The sequence below is a fragment of the Kosakonia sp. genome (assembly GCF_032104925.1).
Lineage (GTDB): Bacteria > Pseudomonadota > Gammaproteobacteria > Enterobacterales > Enterobacteriaceae > Kosakonia.
The window spans coordinates 15,896-30,619 of the sequence record NZ_DAMCGF010000017.1; the positions used below are offsets into that span (position 1 = coordinate 15,896).

The window sequence follows — 14,724 nt, forward strand, 5'->3', positions numbered from 1 at the left end:
GTTTTTTTATTTATCCTCATGCTACAGTGTGCAGATGCTGTCTTAAGGGGAGTTGCTATTGTGCCTGGTTTAAAAATTACGCTGTTACAACAACCGTTAGTCTGGATGGATGGCCCCGCTAACCTGCGCCATTTCGATATCCAGTTAGAAGACGTCACCGGGCGTGATGTGATTGTGCTGCCGGAAATGTTCACCACCGGTTTTGCCATGGAGGCGGCGAAACAATCCATGCCGCAAGATGAGGTCATCGCCTGGATGCGGGATAAAGCCCAACAGACCAAGGCGCTGATCGCCGGTAGCGCTGCGCTGCAAACCGAACGCGGGCCGGTCAACCGCTTTCTGCTCGTCGAACCGGAAGGCAAAGTGCACTTCTACGATAAACGCCATCTGTTCCGCATGGCCGATGAGCACCACCATTACGAAGCGGGTAACGAGCGCGTGGTGTTTGAGTGGCGCGGCTGGCGTATTCTGCCGCTGGTCTGTTACGACCTGCGCTTTCCGGTGTGGTCGCGCAACCGCAATGATTACGATCTGCTGCTTTATGTTGCCAACTGGCCAGCGCCGCGCTCGCTGCACTGGCAATCACTGCTGGTGGCCCGCGCGATTGAGAACCTCGCCTGGGTGGCGGGCTGCAACCGCGTCGGCACCGATGGCAACGGTCATCACTATCGTGGCGACAGCCGGGTTATCAGCCCACAGGGCGAAATCATCGCCACCGCCGAGCCGCACCAGGCGACGCGCATTGACGCCGAGCTGTCACTCAGCGCGTTACGGGAGTACCGCGAGAAGTTTCCCGCCTGGCAGGATGCCGATCCCTTTACGCTGGGGTAAGACGATCCCCTCTCCCCGCCGGGAGAGGGGGCTCATCAACTCACTAACGCCTGTCCGTCTTTGCGGCTTTCGGTCGCTGCGACATAGTGGCCTTCCGGCATCCGGTAAATGACCTGCGCGCCGCCAAAGTTATAGCCAGCCAGCGGATCTTCTACCGTTATCACATGCCCGCGCTCACGCAGCGCCGCGATCACGTTGCGATCAAAGCTTGATTCCAGCGCCACTTCGCGCCCCTGAATCACGCGCCAGCGCGGCGCATCAATCGCCGCCTGCGGGTTTTGCCCATGCAACATAATGCGCAGCGCCATCTGCATATGTCCCTGCGCCTGCATCGGCCCGCCCATCACGCCAAACGACATTAGCGGTTTACCGTCTGCCCCCATCGCAAAACCGGGAATAATGGTGTGGAACGGGCGCTTGCTGCCCGCCAGTGCATTCGGGTGTTTTGGATCAAGCACAAAACCGCAGCCCCGATTTTGCAGGCTGATGCCGGTGTCCGGCACCACAACGCCGGAGCCAAAACCCATAAAGTTGGACTGAATAAACGACACCATCATGCCGCTGGCATCAGCGGTAGAAAGATAAACCGTGCCGCTTTGCGTCGGTGCGCCATAGACAAAATCAGACGCCTTATCGGGGTCGATCAGCGCCGCACGCGACTTCAGATAGTCGTCACTGAGCAGCAGTTCGGCGGCAAACTCCAGGTGTGCGTCATCGGCAACATAGCGGTCAAGGTCGGCCAAAGCCAGCTTCATGGCTTCAATGGCAAGGTGCAGCGACTGCACAGAATCCGGGTGATAACGCCCCATATCGCACTGCTCAAGAATGCCGAGCGCAATCAGCGTGGCGATCCCCTGCCCGTTCGGCGGTAACTCCTGCACGGAACCGCCGGCGAACTCACGCGACAGCAACGTGACCCAATCGGCTTTATGGTTCGCCAGGTCAGCCTCGCTGAGGTGCGCACCGTGTGCTTTGGCGAATGCGGCAATCTTCTGGGCCAGCTCACCGCGATAGAAGGCTTCACCGTTAGTCTGCGCAATCAACTCCAGCGTGCGCGCCTGCGCCGGATTACGGAAAATTTCACCGATCTTCGGCGCGCGCCCTTCAGGTGCAAAGCAGGCGCTAAAGCCTGGCTGATCTTTGAGTTTGTTATAGCCGCGCTGCCACAAGTGACCAATCAGCGGCGAGACGGGAAAACCGTGGCGCGCATACTCAATGGCCGGTTGCGCCAGCGTGGTCAGCGGCAGTGTGGCAAAACGTTCCGCCAGCGCCACCCAACCTGATACCGCACCCGGCACGGTGACGGCATCCCAGCCCAGTTCTGGCACTGCCGTTTTCCCGGCGAACATATCCGCATGCCAGCTCGCGGGCGAACGCCCGGAAGCATTCAATCCGTGTAATTGCGTGCCATCCCAGACAATAGCAAAGGCATCGCTGCCGATCCCGCAGCCGGTCGGTTCAACGACGGTGAGCGCCATCGCGGTGGCAATCGCCGCATCCACCGCGTTACCACCGAGTGCGAGCATACGCATCCCGGCCTGCGCCGCCAGCGGCTGTGAGGTGGCAACCGCGTTGCGGCCAATCATCGGCGCGCGATGTGAGGCGTAATTTACATTGAAATCAATCGCTTTTGTCATCAGAACTCCTTAGTCGTGGCGCGGATCAAGCGCGTCGCGCAGCCCGTCGCCGAGTAAATTAAATCCCTGCACGGTCAGAAAGATGGTTACGCCGGGGAAAATAGACATCCAGGGAGCCTGTTCCAGAAAGCCTTTCGCGGTGTTCAGCATTGCCCCCCACGACGGATAGGGCGGCTGCTGGCCAAGGCCGAGAAACGACAGGCTCGCTTCGGTAATGATCGCCGAAGCGATCGCCAGCGTGGCCTGCACGAGGATCGGCGACATCACATTCGGCAACACGTAGCGCAGGATGATCCAGCGATCCGGCAGACCAATCGCCCGCGCGCCGTCGATATACTCTTCGTTGCGAATCGCGATCACCTGGCCGCGCGTCAGGCGGGCAAAGATGGGCATCGCCGACAAGCCAATGGCGATCATCGCATTGGTCAGGCTGGGGCCAAGAAACGCCCCCAGTGCAATGGCCATAATCAGAAACGGACAGGCGAGCAGCGCTTCGATAACGCGGGAAATCACCCCATCCCAGACGCCCTGGAAGTAACCTGCCAGCAAACCGAGGGGTACGCCAATCACCACGGCGATCACCACCGACACACACCCCGCCAGCAGTGAAGTGCGCGCCCCCCAGATCATGCGCGAGAAAATATCGCGCCCCAGCTCATCGGTGCCGAACCAGTAAAGCTCCGACGGCGGTTTGCGTACTGCCAGAAAGTTCGCTTTGACCGGGTCAAACGGCGCGATCCACGGCGCGAACAGCGCAATCAGCACAAACACGCCGACAATCATCGCGCCAATCACCGCGCTACGGTTAGCGAGGAATTTTTTCAGTACCCGGTTTTCCGTACGCGGCAGCGATGCCGCCACGCCGGTGGTGGACAGTTCTGCCATCATTCACTCCGCATTTTCGGGTTGATTAACACATACAGCACATCCGCCAGCTGGTTCAGCGCGAGAAAACCGATTGCCACCACCAGCACGACACCCTGCACCACCGCGTAGTCACGGTTGAACACCGAATCGACAATCATCTTGCCGAAACCGGGAATGGTAAACACCTGCTCAGTCAGCACCGCGCCCCCCAGCAGCTCGCCAAACAGCAGCGTGGTCAGGGTGATCACCGGCACCAGCGCATTACGAAACGCATGCTTCATGATCACCGCTTTTGGCAGCAACCCCTTCGCGCGTGCGGTGCGAATATAATCCGCTTTCAGCACCGCAATCATCGACGCGCGAGTATGGCGCATTAACGTCGCCGCCAGCCCCGTTCCCAGCACCAGCGCGGGCAACAACAGCGTGCGCAAGTTCTGCAATGGATCTTCACTAAATGGCACAAAACCAGACGCCGGCAGCCATTGCAGGTTGACGGAAAAGATGAGGATCAACAGGATCCCCAGCCAGAAATGCGGCACCGAAATGCCGGATATCGCCACAAAATTAGCGCCGTGATCGATCCAGCTATTCCTGTTCACCGCCGCCAGAATGCCCATGCTGATGCCGAACAGCAGCGCAATAACCATCGCCAGTAGCGACATCTCAAGCGTCACCGGCAGCTTGGTGGCAATCAGGTGCGTGACCGGCTCCTGCGTACGCAGTGAGACGCCAAGATCGCCCTGCAATGCGCGGGTTAGCCAGTGAAAATATTGCACCGGAATCGGCGCATCCAGGTTCAGCTCCGCGCGCAACTGGGCGATGACCGCCGGATCGCGCTCCTCGCCCAGCATCGCGGTGAGCGGATCGCCGGGTAGCAGCTTTTGCAGCCCGAACACCATCATGCTGACCAGCAGCAAGGTCGGAACGGCGAGCAGCAGGCGTTTGCAAATCAATTCCAGCATGGTTTCTCCAGGCGACGCCGTTTAGTTGGCGAGCGACAGACCCGCCAGACGCACAATGCCGTCCGGGTAAGGTTTAAAGCCCTGCACTTTTTTGTTCATACCAAACAGGCGCGGTTCAAAGTAGAGGTAGGCAATCGGCATATCGGTTTGCAACTGCTTCACGACCTTTTCATACAACGCCTGACGAGTTGCCGGATCGTTGTGCAAACGCGCCTGCGTCAGCCACTCATCGACCTGCGGGTTGCTGTAACGACCATCGTTAAGCGTCCCTTTGCTATTAATGAAGCCGAAGATGCTGCCATCGGGATCGGGGCGACCAGACCAGCCGGAGTAGCTAAGCTGAAAATTGCCGCTTTGCTGCCTGTCCAGCAGGGTGGCGAATTCCGTCATCTGCAGATTGACATTGAAACCGGCTTCGGCGGTCATCGCCTGCAACACCTGGCCCACTTGTTGTGACGTCGGGTTGTTCGGCACCAGCAGTGAGACGGTGATCGGCGTCTTCACCCCTGCGGCTTGCAGCAGCGCTTTGGCTTTTTCCACATCGCGCGGGGGCACCGGCAATTTGACGTGATACGGGCTGACTGGCGAAAACGCCTGGTTCGCCGGGGCGTATAACCCTTCGAATACCACCTGGTTGAGTGCATCGCGATCTATCGCCAGCGAGAACGCCTCACGCACGCGCGCATCTTTGAACGGATCGTTGGCCGGGACGTTGCCGTTATTGATATTAAACGTGATGCCCTGATACCCCAGCCCTGTCACTTTCGCCAGGTGAAGTTTGTTGTCGGCCTCTACGGTTTTCACATCGCTGGCGGCGATCCCTTCGGTCAGATCGAGATCACCCGCACGCAGGTTCGCCAGTCGCACCGAGGCATCCGGGATCGGCAGGTAGATAACTTTGTCGAAGTGGTACGCACCTTTGTTCCAGTAGTTATCAAAACGCGACAACACAATGCGGTCTTGTGAGACGCGGCTGTCGAATTTATACGGACCGGAACAGACCGGGTGGGCGGCAAAATCCGCTTTCTTCGCCGCCACGGGGGCCAGAATCGCGCCGGCGCGATCGGTTAACTGCATCAGCAACGCCGAGTCCGGCGTTTTCAAATGCAACTTAATTTGCAGCGGTCCGCTGACCTCCACCGACTCGATAGAGGAGATTTCACTTTTTCGCAGCGAACCAGGCAGCGTCAGCGCACGATCGAGACTGAATTTCGCCGCAGCGGCGTCAAACTTCTCGCCATCGTGGAAGGTCACGCCCTCACGCAGATCCATGGTCAGGGTTTTGCCATCCTCGCTCCACGACCAGGCCTTCGCCAGCCCGGGCACCACTTTCAGGTTTTCATCCACGTCCACCAGCCGATCGCACAGTGAAGCGAAGACAAAACGGCCATAGTAAGTACGCGCCAGGTGCGGATCGAGCATATCAGGATCCGCGCCAAGACCCACGCGCAGCACACTTTCAGCCTGGGCAGGTAGTGCCGCGCCCAGCAACATGACACTTCCCAGAACGGTCAAAAGCGAATTTCGCATCATCATTATTGTTTCCTTTAAGGGGAGGAGTGAGAGGCCGCGTGTTCAAACAGCGCGCGACGGCGCAAGAACGCGGCTGAGGGGGGAGCAATCTGAATCACGCTGCGGTCGCGGTTAATCTCCTGCCAGCGATGACAAGAGACCTGGCGACCGCCGTCGAGTACCTGTGTGATGGGCTCACGTTGCTGGCACTCGTCTGTCGCAAACGGGCAGCGGGTATGAAAACGGCAGCCCTGCGGCGGGCTTGCGGGATTGGGTAAATCACCCTGCAACAGCGGCGTTTCGCGCACAATGCCGGGCTGCGGTTGCGGAGCAGACGCCATCAGCGCCTGGGTGTAGGGATGCAACGGCGCATCGAAGATCTCATCCACCGTTGCCATTTCCACAATTTGCCCAAGGTACATCACCGCCACGCGGTCGCTCATATGGCGGATCACCGCCAGCCCGTGCGCGACGATGATCATGGTTAAACCAAGCTGCTGTTTCAGCGTCTCCAGCAGATTGACCACCTGCGCTTGCACCGACACATCCAGTGCGGAAACGGGTTCATCGCCAAGCAGCAATTTCGGCCCGGAAGCCAGCGCGCGGGCAATGCCAATACGCTGGCGCTGGCCGCCGGAAAACTCATGCGGGTAGCGTCTGGCCCACGCCGCAGGCAGACCCACGGTGCCAAGCAGCTCGGCAACGCGTGCCTGTCGTTCCGCTTTACCGATTTTCTGGTGCAACCACAACGGCTCACCAACAATCTGCTCTACCGTCATACGCGGGTTGAGCGAAGCAAACGGATCCTGAAAGATAATTTGCAGCTCGCGCCGAAGCTGGTTTAATCGCGCGCCGCTGGCATGGGTGATCTCCTCTCCCTGGTAGTAAACGCGCCCTTCGGACGCTGCCAGCAAACGCAATAGCAGGCGACCAAGCGTCGATTTTCCTGAACCGGACTCCCCCACAATCGCCAGCGTTTCGCCGGGATAAACCGCCAGGGAAATACGATCCACCGCCGTGACATAACGTTTTGGCGCGAACAAGCGGGTTGGCCCGGCAAAACGTTTGCTCAGGTCGAAAGCTTCGAGGATCGGCGTGCTCATGCGGTTTCTCCCAGCGCGATGTGCTGTTCAAGTGGCACACGGAAACAGGCCACCAGATGGCCTTTCCCTTGCGGTGTCAGTGGGGGTTTTTGCTGCTGGCAGCGTGCCTGGGCAAACGGGCAACGGGTGGCGAAACGGCAGCCTTGCGGCATCGCTTCCGGTAACGGCACCGCGCCGGGAATGGTCGACAGTTGCCCTTTGCGCGCCCCCAGCGAGGGAATCGATCCCATAAGACCAATAGTGTACGGGTGCTGTGGGTCGGCAAAAATCGCCTCCACGCTGCCCTGCTCCACTACTTGTCCGGCGTACATCACCGCCACCTGCTGCGCCACTTCCGCCACCACACCGAGATCGTGGGTGATCATCAATACCGCCGTGCCGGTTTCGGCTTTCAGGGTGTTGAGCAGCGCGAGGATCTGCGCCTGAATTGTTACATCCAGTGCGGTTGTCGGTTCGTCGGCAATTAACAGGCGCGGCTTGTTGATGAGTGCCATCGCGATCATCACGCGCTGGCGCATACCGCCGGAAAGCTGGTGCGGATACGCTTTCAGGCGCATTTCCGCTGCCGGGATCTGCACTTTTTCCAGAATGTGGAGCGCCGCCTCGCGCGCCGCATTCGCCGACACGTTCTGGTGGCGTATAACCGCTTCGCTGAGCTGGTCGCCGAGCGTAAATGCCGGGTTGAGCGAGGTCATCGGTTCCTGAAAAATCATCGCCAGTTCGTTACCGCGCAGGTCGGCATATTCGCGCGCAGTGAGCTGGCGCAAGTTACGCCCGCGAAACTGCATCTCACCGCCAAGGATCTGCGCACTGGCGGGCAGCAGCCCCATCAGTGCCAGCGAGGTAATGCTTTTGCCGCAGCCGGACTCACCGACCAGCGCCAGCGTTTCTCCACTTTTGACAGAGAGCGAAATCCTGTCCAGTACGCTCACCGGGCTGCCAGCAAACTGCACTTCCAGGTTATGCAGACGCAGCACCGGCGCAGCCTCTTTAAACGGGATCGTCGTCATGGGGTATCGTCCTCAAGATGAATGGCCTGGATCAGCGCATGTTGCAGATCGAGCAGGTGTTCGCGCATCGCCGTCGCCGCCTCATGCGGCTGGCGCTGGCGAATGGCAATCATGATGCGGTGGTGGTGATCGTTGTAGCGATCCACTTTCGCTGGCGTTCGCGCCAGTTCCCGCAGATGGTGCCAGGCAGGTTCGCGCCGCACCGCGTCAAGCGTGTCAAAAAGACCGAGCATCAGACGGTTTCCTGCCGCCTCGGCGATAGCCCGGTGAAAAGCGCTGTCCCACAGCTCATTCAGATCCGGATCATCCGGGTTAACGTTGTCGATGCGTTCCAGCATGCGCTGCATCAGCGCCAGATTTTCCGGGCTGGCGCGAAGTGCCGCCAGCCGCGCAAGACCGGGCTCAATTTGCAGTCGGGCTTCCATCACTTCCAGCATATTGGTTTGTTGCACCAGTCCCTGTAGTGCAAGAGGTGCAACCGGTGCCGCAGGGCCAATAAAGGTGCCTTTGCCCTGTTTGCGCCAGATCCGCCCCTCCTCTTCCAGCACGTCCAGCGCGCGCCGCACTTCGCGTCGCCCGACGCCTAAGTTTTCCGCCAGTTCACGTTCCGTGGGCAGAGGAGTCCCTGGTGTTGACTCATGCTGGTGAATTAGCCCACGAAGTTGTTCCAGCGCCGTACTGGAATTTGCCAGATAGCGTGACGGTTTTTCCATATTGGTTCATCCGCGTTTCGCGTTATCTTTTTATTTAATTACAGACAGTTAGTTATCATGTCGTCTGTACGCCTCGTTATTTACTAAGCAATTCGCGAACCAATACGGCATTGGTTCGATAAATTTTTGTTAATACTTTGATTTATTAATGTTTATTTTTTGGCTAACGCACAGGAGGTAGCAGGCACCTGCGGATGCAGGCGATGAAATGCACAGTTAGCGTGCAAACCATGCACTAAAAGGGAAGAAAGAAACCAAAGGGGGAACGACCTGAACACGACAGGGACGTAGTGATGAGGAGGCGAAATGACCCGTTCTCAATCACTACGTCGAAGACAGAAACCAGCACAACCTGCCGCGCCTGCCAGCCCGGCCTGTTATCAGCATGGCGAATTCACTATCACAACGGCCACGGTTCAGGTGCGCCCGAACAGAATGGCAGGCTGATATTTTTACCGTTAACCCCGATAACCGCACGCTGACACGGTGGTAACAGCTTGACGCTACGCCGCGTGAATAAGCCTTCCTACCGCAAGGCTCAGGGCGCGCAGCGCCTGGGCGACATCGCTACAGGCCACGCTTTCCGCCGGGTGATGGCTGATGCCTTTATAACAACGCACAAACAGCATGGCGGAAGGCCAGCGCTCCGCAATGGCGATAGCATCATGTCCTGCCCCACTCGGCAGAGATAAAACCTTCCCCTGCACGGTGTGTACCGCATCGGCCAGCTCTTCACGCAGTGGCATATCACACGGCGTGGCGGCGATGGTGTAAAAAATGTCGTGGCGGAACTCAAGCCTGCGTTGCCGGGCGATGCGGGTGGCTTCATCCAGCAAGTGGTTGAGCAACGCTTCGCGCTTATCATCGTGCGGGCTACGGATATCGAGCGTAAGCCCAACTGCGCCGGGGATCACATTCACCGCGCCGGGTTCGCATTGCAATGTGCCAACGGTGGCAACCATCTCCGGGCCAGCCTCGATCGTTGCCTGTTCGATAACCTGTATCCATTCGGCGGCAGCGGTCAGCGCATCACGGCGATGACGCATCGGCACCGTACCGGCGTGCCCGGCCTCACCGGTAAAACGGCAGCTAAGACGCCGCGCACCATTGATGGCCGTGACCACGCCGAGCGCCAGATCCGCGTCTTCCAGCACCGGTCCCTGTTCAATATGCAGCTCCAGATAGGCGGAAAAATCCCCGACCGGGCGCTGCGCCGTAGCAATCTGCGCCGCATCCAACCCGGCCTGTTCCAGCGCCTGTGCCACGCTGATACCCTGCGCATCTTCACAGGCCAGCCACGCTTGTGGCCAGCTGCCGGTCAGCCCACGGCTACCCAGCAGCGCGATGTTAAATCTTGTGCCCTCTTCGTCCGCAAAACCGACAATCTCGATCGCCTGCCTGCCGCGCAGGTTAGCCCGATTCAGGCCATCAACAACTTCAATCGCCGCCAGTACACCAAGCATACCGTCGTAACGCCCGGCATCGCGCACAGTATCAAGATGCGAACCGAGCAGCAGCGCCTGGCCTCCCGCTTCGATACCTTCGTAACGGCCAAAAATGTTGCCGACCGCATCCTGCCAGGTGCGCATCCCCGCCTGCTGCATCCACCCGGCAACCAGCGCATTTGCCTGCAAATGCTGGGGCGAGAGATAAACACGGGTAAGCTGACCCGGCGTTTCGCTGATTTGCGCCAGCGCGTCACAGCGCTGCATAACCCGGCTGGCGGCTTGTGCGGCATCGAAAGGTGTCATCATTAACTGACTCCTTCGTAAATATCCCATGCCGCCTGCATACCCGCTCCCTGGATGGTGCGAAAACCCAGCCGGTTCAACACCGCTTCCAGCGCGGTCAGCGTTTGCAGCACGCAATCTTTGCGCGCGTTATAGCCCATGGTGCCGATACGCCAGATCTTGCCCTGCAGCGGGCCAAACGAGGTGCCAATTTCAATATGGAAATCATCCAGCAGACGTTTACGCACCTCTTCGCCATGCACTTCCCGCGGGATTTGTACGCCGAGGACGTTGTTCATCTTGTGCCGGATATCGCCAAACACCTCCAGCCCCATGCCCTGGATGCCCGCCAGCAGCGCGCGCCCGTGCAGTTCGTGGCGCGCAATCAGCTTATCCATCCCCTCTTCGAGCATAATGCGCGCGCATTCGCGGGCGGCGAACAGCATGCTGGTCGCTTCCGTGTGGTGATTCAGACGTTCCGGCCCCCAGTAATCCATCACCATGCCGAGATCGAAATAGTTGGAGTAGATCATCTCCTGTGCGCCGTCCTGATGCGCCTCGGTGCGAATGCCCTGTTCTACGCATTTGCGCGCCCGCACGGCGGCTTCCATTCGTGGGCTGAGGGTAATGGGCGAACTCCCGGACGGGCCACCAAGGCACTTCTGCAACCCGGCGGAAACGGCATCCAGGCCCCACGCATCGCTTTCTAACTGGTTACCGCCGAGCGAAGCGGTGGCGTCGGTATAAAACAGCACATCGTGGCGGCGGCAAATCTCACCTAATTGCTCCAGCGGTTGCAGCATGGTGGTCGAGGTATCGCCATGTACCGTTAGCAGCAGGCGCGGCTTGATGCGAACAATAGCATCTTCAATCCGATCCGGGCTAAACACCTCGCCCCACGGCACCTCGATGGTGTGGACTTCAGCGCGGCAGCGGCGGGCAATTTCACACAGCAGATGACCAAAACGGCCAAACACCGGCACCAGCACCTTATCACCAGGGCGAATGGCGGAAACGAGGATCGCCTCAATACCCGCGCGAGAGGTGCCATCCACCAGCATCGTCCAGCGGTTTTCCGTGCGAAACACCTCGCGGTAAAGCGCCATCACTTCGTTCATGTAGCCGGTCATCACCGGATCGTATTGCCCTATCAACTGGCTCGCCATCGCCCGCAGAACACGCGGGTCGGCGTTGATTGGCCCCGGCCCCATCAACAGGCGCGAAGGTGGATTAATTTGCGGGAACTGCTGGAAATCAAACATGGGCGCGTCCTTTAGTCTGCGACAGCGTGAAATATGAAACAAAAGATTCTTTGAATTAATTTCTGCAACTAATGTGCCACAGACAAAAAAACGACACCAGCGCTGGATAGCCGCTATTTCATGCCAAAAACCATAAGAAAACGGAGCGCTTAACGCCCCGTCATAACACATCAGGATGGTGCAAAAGCACCTTTATGGTGCATTAACGGTGTTCAAGCTCATCCAGTTCATCGTACAGGGAAGCGATGTGGTGAATGCGCTGACGCCCTTCGCTCAGCGCGGTGTGCAGCACGGCATTGGACAGCAAATTAACCAGGCTCATGGCGCTGCTGTAGCTGTCGAACGCGGAGACGCTCTCCAGCGGCAAACCGATGTGCCAGCGGCACAGCGGCTTAATGCTGGCCGCCTGCGGCTCACTGATTGCCAGCAGCGGAATGCCCTGCTGATGCAACACCGCCAACAGCGGGCGCACCACGCGCGGGCGGCGGCGAAACGCCACCACCACCACCATATCCTGCGGAGTGATATCGACCACTTCTTCCGCCAGCGTCTGCCCCGGCTGCGGCATCAGCAGCACCTGACCACGGCTTTGCAGCAGCTGCTGGCGCAGGTGTAACGCCACAGGGGCGCTGTTACGCAGCCCCAAAATAAAAACCCGCTTCGCGGTATTAAGCGCGGTGACGATTTCGGCGAATTGCCCGGCATCCAGCGTATTGACCCACAGCGTCAGGTTCGCCATCTCCTGCTTGTAATGGCGCGCCAGCAGTGTGTTGCCCTGCACCGCGTCGCGGTTCTCGGTCAACGGCATACCACTCTGGCGCAGCGTGCGCAGTTCATCGCGCATCTCTTTGAAACGATCGTAGCCGAGGCGCTTAAACAAGCGGCTGACAGTCGCTTTCGATACCCCGCTCAAGCGCGCCAACTCGGCGCTGTTATAGCTCACCAGATCGTCGAAATGATCGATGATAAACGAGGCAACCCGTTGTTCCTGCGGGGATAGCTCGTCAAAGCTCGCCCGTAAACGCTCATCCAGCTGCTGCATAGCTTCTCCTGCAACTTTTGTTTCAGGCTAAGCTGACACAGTGAAACGCCTGTCGTCAATCTGGAACAGCTCTTGCTTAGTGTTCTGCACTTACCCGCAAAAACAGGAAGCGTGACGATGCAAAGTAATATGGCCCCCTCCGGCATGGCGGTGACACCGCACCATCTCGCCAGCGAATCGGCGTTGTCGGTGTTGCGCCACGGCGGCGACGCGATTGAAGCGATGGTGGCGGCAGCGGCAACCATTGCAGTGGCCTACCCGCACATGAACGGCATCGGTGGCGATGGCTTCTGGTTGATTGTGCCGCCAGAAGGCGAACCGCTCGCCATCGACGCCAGCGGCGCGGCCGGACAACACGCAACGCGCGAATTTTATGCCGGTCACGCACATATTCCCCATCGCGGTACGCTTGCTGCGCTGACTGTACCCGGCACGCTCAGCGGCTGGGATGAGGCGCTGAAGGTCTCCGCCACGCTCGGTGGCGGGCAGCTTCCGCTCTCACGGTTACTGGCCGATGCGATCCGCTACGCCGCCGACGGCATCCCGGTGACCCAGTCGCAGGCCAGCGCTACGCAAAGTAAATATGCGGAACTGGTGGATATCCCCGGTTTTGCAGACACCTTTTTACCGCAAGGCAACGCCCCACTGGCCGGCAGCCGCTTTTGCCAGCCTAAACTCGCCCGCACGCTGACCCAGCTTGCCACCGAAGGGCTGGAGAGCTTTTACCGTGGCTCGCTGGCGCAGGTGATCGCCCGTGAAATGCAGGTGTTGGGTTTGCCCGTGACCGCCCAGGATCTGGCGAACCATCGCGCCCAGCGCCGCGTGCCGTTGAAGCTCAGCCATAGCCAGGGCGAAATTTTCAATATGACGCCGCCGACGCAGGGGCTGGTATCGCTGGCCATCCTCGGCATTACCGACCATCTGGAGATGGCGCAGGCCAGCGACGTGCAGACCATTCACCGCATTGTGGAAGCGACCAAGAAAGCCTTCGCCCTGCGCGATCGCTACATCACCGATCCGCGCCACGTCACGCTGCCGGTACAGAGCCTGCTGGAACAAGCGCCGCTGGAGCAACTGGCGGCCAGCATTGATGAGCAACGCGCCGCGCCCTGGGGTCAGGGGAAAGGGCCAGGCGATACCGTGTGGATGGGAGTTATCGACAAAAACGGGCTGGCGGTGTCGTTTATCCAGAGTATTTATCACGAATTTGGCAGCGGCGTGGTGCTACCGGAAAGTGGCGTGCTGCTGCAAAACCGTGGCGCGGCCTTTAGCCTCGATCCGGCGCATCTGCTGGCGCTGATGCCTGGCAAACAGCCGTTCCATACCTTAAACCCCGCCGCCGCGCGGCTGAAAGACGGGCGCACGCTGGTTTACGGCACCATGGGCGGCGACGGGCAGCCGCAAACGCAGGCCGCTATTTTTACCCGCCATGTCATGCAGGGCATGCCGTTGCAGGAGGCGGTTTGCGCCCCGCGCTGGTTGCTGGGCCGCACGTGGGGGCAGCTTTCCGATAGCCTGAAACTGGAAGGACGCTTTAGCGAAGAGACATTTCAGGCGCTGCGCGCGCTGGGCCATGACGTTGAGTGGTTGCCGGGAATGAGCGAGGCCACCGGGCACGCAGGGGCGATTGTGCGCCACCCCAGCGGCATGCTGGAAGGGGCTTACGATCCGCGCAGTAACGGCAGCGCAGCAGGGTTTTAAGGAGCAATGATGAATACACCATTTGACTGGCCGACCTATATCCGACTGATGGAACAACTGCTTGATGTCCCGCTGGATGATGCACGCCGCGCCGAACTGGAAATCCAGCTCGCCAGAATCGCCGCGATGGCGCAACCGCTGATGGCCTTTACGCTGCCGCACCGCCAGGAAGGCGCAGGAGAGTACCGGTTATGAATTTATCGATTGCTGATATCCAACGCGGTCTGCGGGAGAAAAACTTTAGCGTCGGAGAACTGGCGCATCGCCAGCAAGGTACAGGAGAGTGCCGGTTATGAATTTATCGATTGCTGATATCCGACGCGACCTGCGGGAGAAAAACTTTAGCGTCGGAGA

Annotated in this window: 13 protein-coding genes; 3 read left to right on the forward strand and 10 right to left on the reverse strand. The window is 59.3% G+C overall.

What is annotated here, in order from left to right; translation table 11 throughout:
- The first annotated feature begins 60 nt into the window (after nucleotides 1-60).
- A complete protein-coding gene (locus RT644_RS22230; RefSeq protein ID WP_020456683.1) occupies nucleotides 61-831 on the forward strand; it encodes an amidohydrolase in 771 nt (256 codons plus the stop codon).
- A gap of 35 nt (nucleotides 832-866) precedes the next feature.
- Here the strand turns inward: RT644_RS22230 and RT644_RS22235 are convergent, their stop codons facing one another.
- From RT644_RS22235 to RT644_RS22280, 10 genes are all read right to left on the reverse strand, one after another.
- Entirely contained in the window at nucleotides 867-2,468 is a 1,602-nt protein-coding gene (locus RT644_RS22235; protein WP_097406353.1) for a gamma-glutamyltransferase family protein, read from the reverse strand.
- Between the two features lie 9 nt (nucleotides 2,469-2,477).
- Nucleotides 2,478-3,353: an ABC transporter permease gene (locus tag RT644_RS22240; RefSeq protein ID WP_313628194.1), complete on the reverse strand. Its 876-nt coding sequence runs from the start codon at nucleotides 3,351-3,353 to the stop codon at nucleotides 2,478-2,480.
- Nucleotides 3,353-4,297: an ABC transporter permease gene (locus tag RT644_RS22245; protein WP_313628143.1), complete on the reverse strand. Its 945-nt coding sequence runs from the start codon at nucleotides 4,295-4,297 to the stop codon at nucleotides 3,353-3,355. The genes RT644_RS22240 and RT644_RS22245 overlap by 1 nt, the downstream gene beginning before the upstream one ends.
- Before the next feature lie 21 nt (nucleotides 4,298-4,318).
- Nucleotides 4,319-5,833, reverse strand: a complete 1,515-nt coding sequence (locus RT644_RS22250; protein ID WP_313628145.1) for an ABC transporter substrate-binding protein — start codon at nucleotides 5,831-5,833, stop codon at nucleotides 4,319-4,321.
- 11 nt (nucleotides 5,834-5,844) lie between these two features.
- Nucleotides 5,845-6,912: an ABC transporter ATP-binding protein gene (locus RT644_RS22255; RefSeq protein WP_097406356.1), complete on the reverse strand. Its 1,068-nt coding sequence runs from the start codon at nucleotides 6,910-6,912 to the stop codon at nucleotides 5,845-5,847.
- A complete protein-coding gene (locus RT644_RS22260) occupies nucleotides 6,909-7,922 on the reverse strand; it encodes an ABC transporter ATP-binding protein (RefSeq protein ID WP_045513264.1) in 1,014 nt (337 codons plus the stop codon). Before RT644_RS22260 ends, RT644_RS22255 begins: the two co-directional genes overlap by 4 nt.
- On the reverse strand, nucleotides 7,919-8,635 hold the full coding sequence (locus tag RT644_RS22265; RefSeq protein ID WP_017458765.1) for a FadR/GntR family transcriptional regulator: 717 nt from the start codon (nucleotides 8,633-8,635) through the stop codon (nucleotides 7,919-7,921). Before RT644_RS22265 ends, RT644_RS22260 begins: the two co-directional genes overlap by 4 nt.
- 503 nt (nucleotides 8,636-9,138) lie before the next feature.
- Nucleotides 9,139-10,389, reverse strand: a complete 1,251-nt coding sequence (hpxK, locus tag RT644_RS22270; RefSeq protein WP_313628149.1) for an allantoate amidohydrolase — start codon at nucleotides 10,387-10,389, stop codon at nucleotides 9,139-9,141.
- A complete protein-coding gene (locus RT644_RS22275) occupies nucleotides 10,389-11,627 on the reverse strand; it encodes an alanine--glyoxylate aminotransferase family protein (protein ID WP_313628151.1) in 1,239 nt (412 codons plus the stop codon). Before RT644_RS22275 ends, hpxK begins: the two co-directional genes overlap by 1 nt.
- A 202-nt stretch (nucleotides 11,628-11,829) precedes the next feature.
- Entirely contained in the window at nucleotides 11,830-12,669 is an 840-nt protein-coding gene (locus RT644_RS22280) for a MurR/RpiR family transcriptional regulator (RefSeq protein ID WP_020456674.1), read from the reverse strand.
- Between the two features lie 117 nt (nucleotides 12,670-12,786).
- Between RT644_RS22280 and ggt the strand changes: the two genes are divergently transcribed.
- Both ggt and hpxX read left to right on the forward strand, forming a co-directional pair.
- Nucleotides 12,787-14,370: a gamma-glutamyltransferase gene (ggt, locus tag RT644_RS22285; RefSeq protein ID WP_313628153.1), complete on the forward strand. Its 1,584-nt coding sequence runs from the start codon at nucleotides 12,787-12,789 to the stop codon at nucleotides 14,368-14,370.
- Nucleotides 14,371-14,379: 9 nt separating this feature from the next.
- A complete protein-coding gene (gene hpxX, locus RT644_RS22290) occupies nucleotides 14,380-14,565 on the forward strand; it encodes an oxalurate catabolism protein HpxX (protein WP_020456672.1) in 186 nt (61 codons plus the stop codon).
- The last annotated feature ends 159 nt before the right edge of the window (nucleotides 14,566-14,724 follow it).

What these genes read in the sequence shown, in the direction of transcription:
- RT644_RS22235 (WP_097406353.1), bottom strand. Translation starts at nt 2,468, where the DNA reads ATGACAAAAGCGATTGATTTCAATGTAAATTACGCCTCACATCGCGCG.
- RT644_RS22240 (WP_313628194.1), bottom strand. Translation starts at nt 3,353, where the DNA reads ATGGCAGAACTGTCCACCACCGGCGTGGCGGCATCGCTGCCGCGTACG.
- RT644_RS22245 (WP_313628143.1), bottom strand. Translation starts at nt 4,297, where the DNA reads ATGCTGGAATTGATTTGCAAACGCCTGCTGCTCGCCGTTCCGACCTTG.
- RT644_RS22250 (WP_313628145.1), bottom strand. Translation starts at nt 5,833, where the DNA reads ATGATGATGCGAAATTCGCTTTTGACCGTTCTGGGAAGTGTCATGTTG.
- RT644_RS22255 (WP_097406356.1), bottom strand. Translation starts at nt 6,912, where the DNA reads ATGAGCACGCCGATCCTCGAAGCTTTCGACCTGAGCAAACGTTTTGCC.
- RT644_RS22260 (WP_045513264.1), bottom strand. Translation starts at nt 7,922, where the DNA reads ATGACGACGATCCCGTTTAAAGAGGCTGCGCCGGTGCTGCGTCTGCAT.
- RT644_RS22265 (WP_017458765.1), bottom strand. Translation starts at nt 8,635, where the DNA reads ATGGAAAAACCGTCACGCTATCTGGCAAATTCCAGTACGGCGCTGGAA.
- hpxK (WP_313628149.1), bottom strand. Translation starts at nt 10,389, where the DNA reads ATGATGACACCTTTCGATGCCGCACAAGCCGCCAGCCGGGTTATGCAG.
- RT644_RS22275 (WP_313628151.1), bottom strand. Translation starts at nt 11,627, where the DNA reads ATGTTTGATTTCCAGCAGTTCCCGCAAATTAATCCACCTTCGCGCCTG.
- RT644_RS22280 (WP_020456674.1), bottom strand. Translation starts at nt 12,669, where the DNA reads ATGCAGCAGCTGGATGAGCGTTTACGGGCGAGCTTTGACGAGCTATCC.
- ggt (WP_313628153.1), top strand. Translation starts at nt 12,787, where the DNA reads ATGCAAAGTAATATGGCCCCCTCCGGCATGGCGGTGACACCGCACCAT.
- hpxX (WP_020456672.1), top strand. Translation starts at nt 14,380, where the DNA reads ATGAATACACCATTTGACTGGCCGACCTATATCCGACTGATGGAACAA.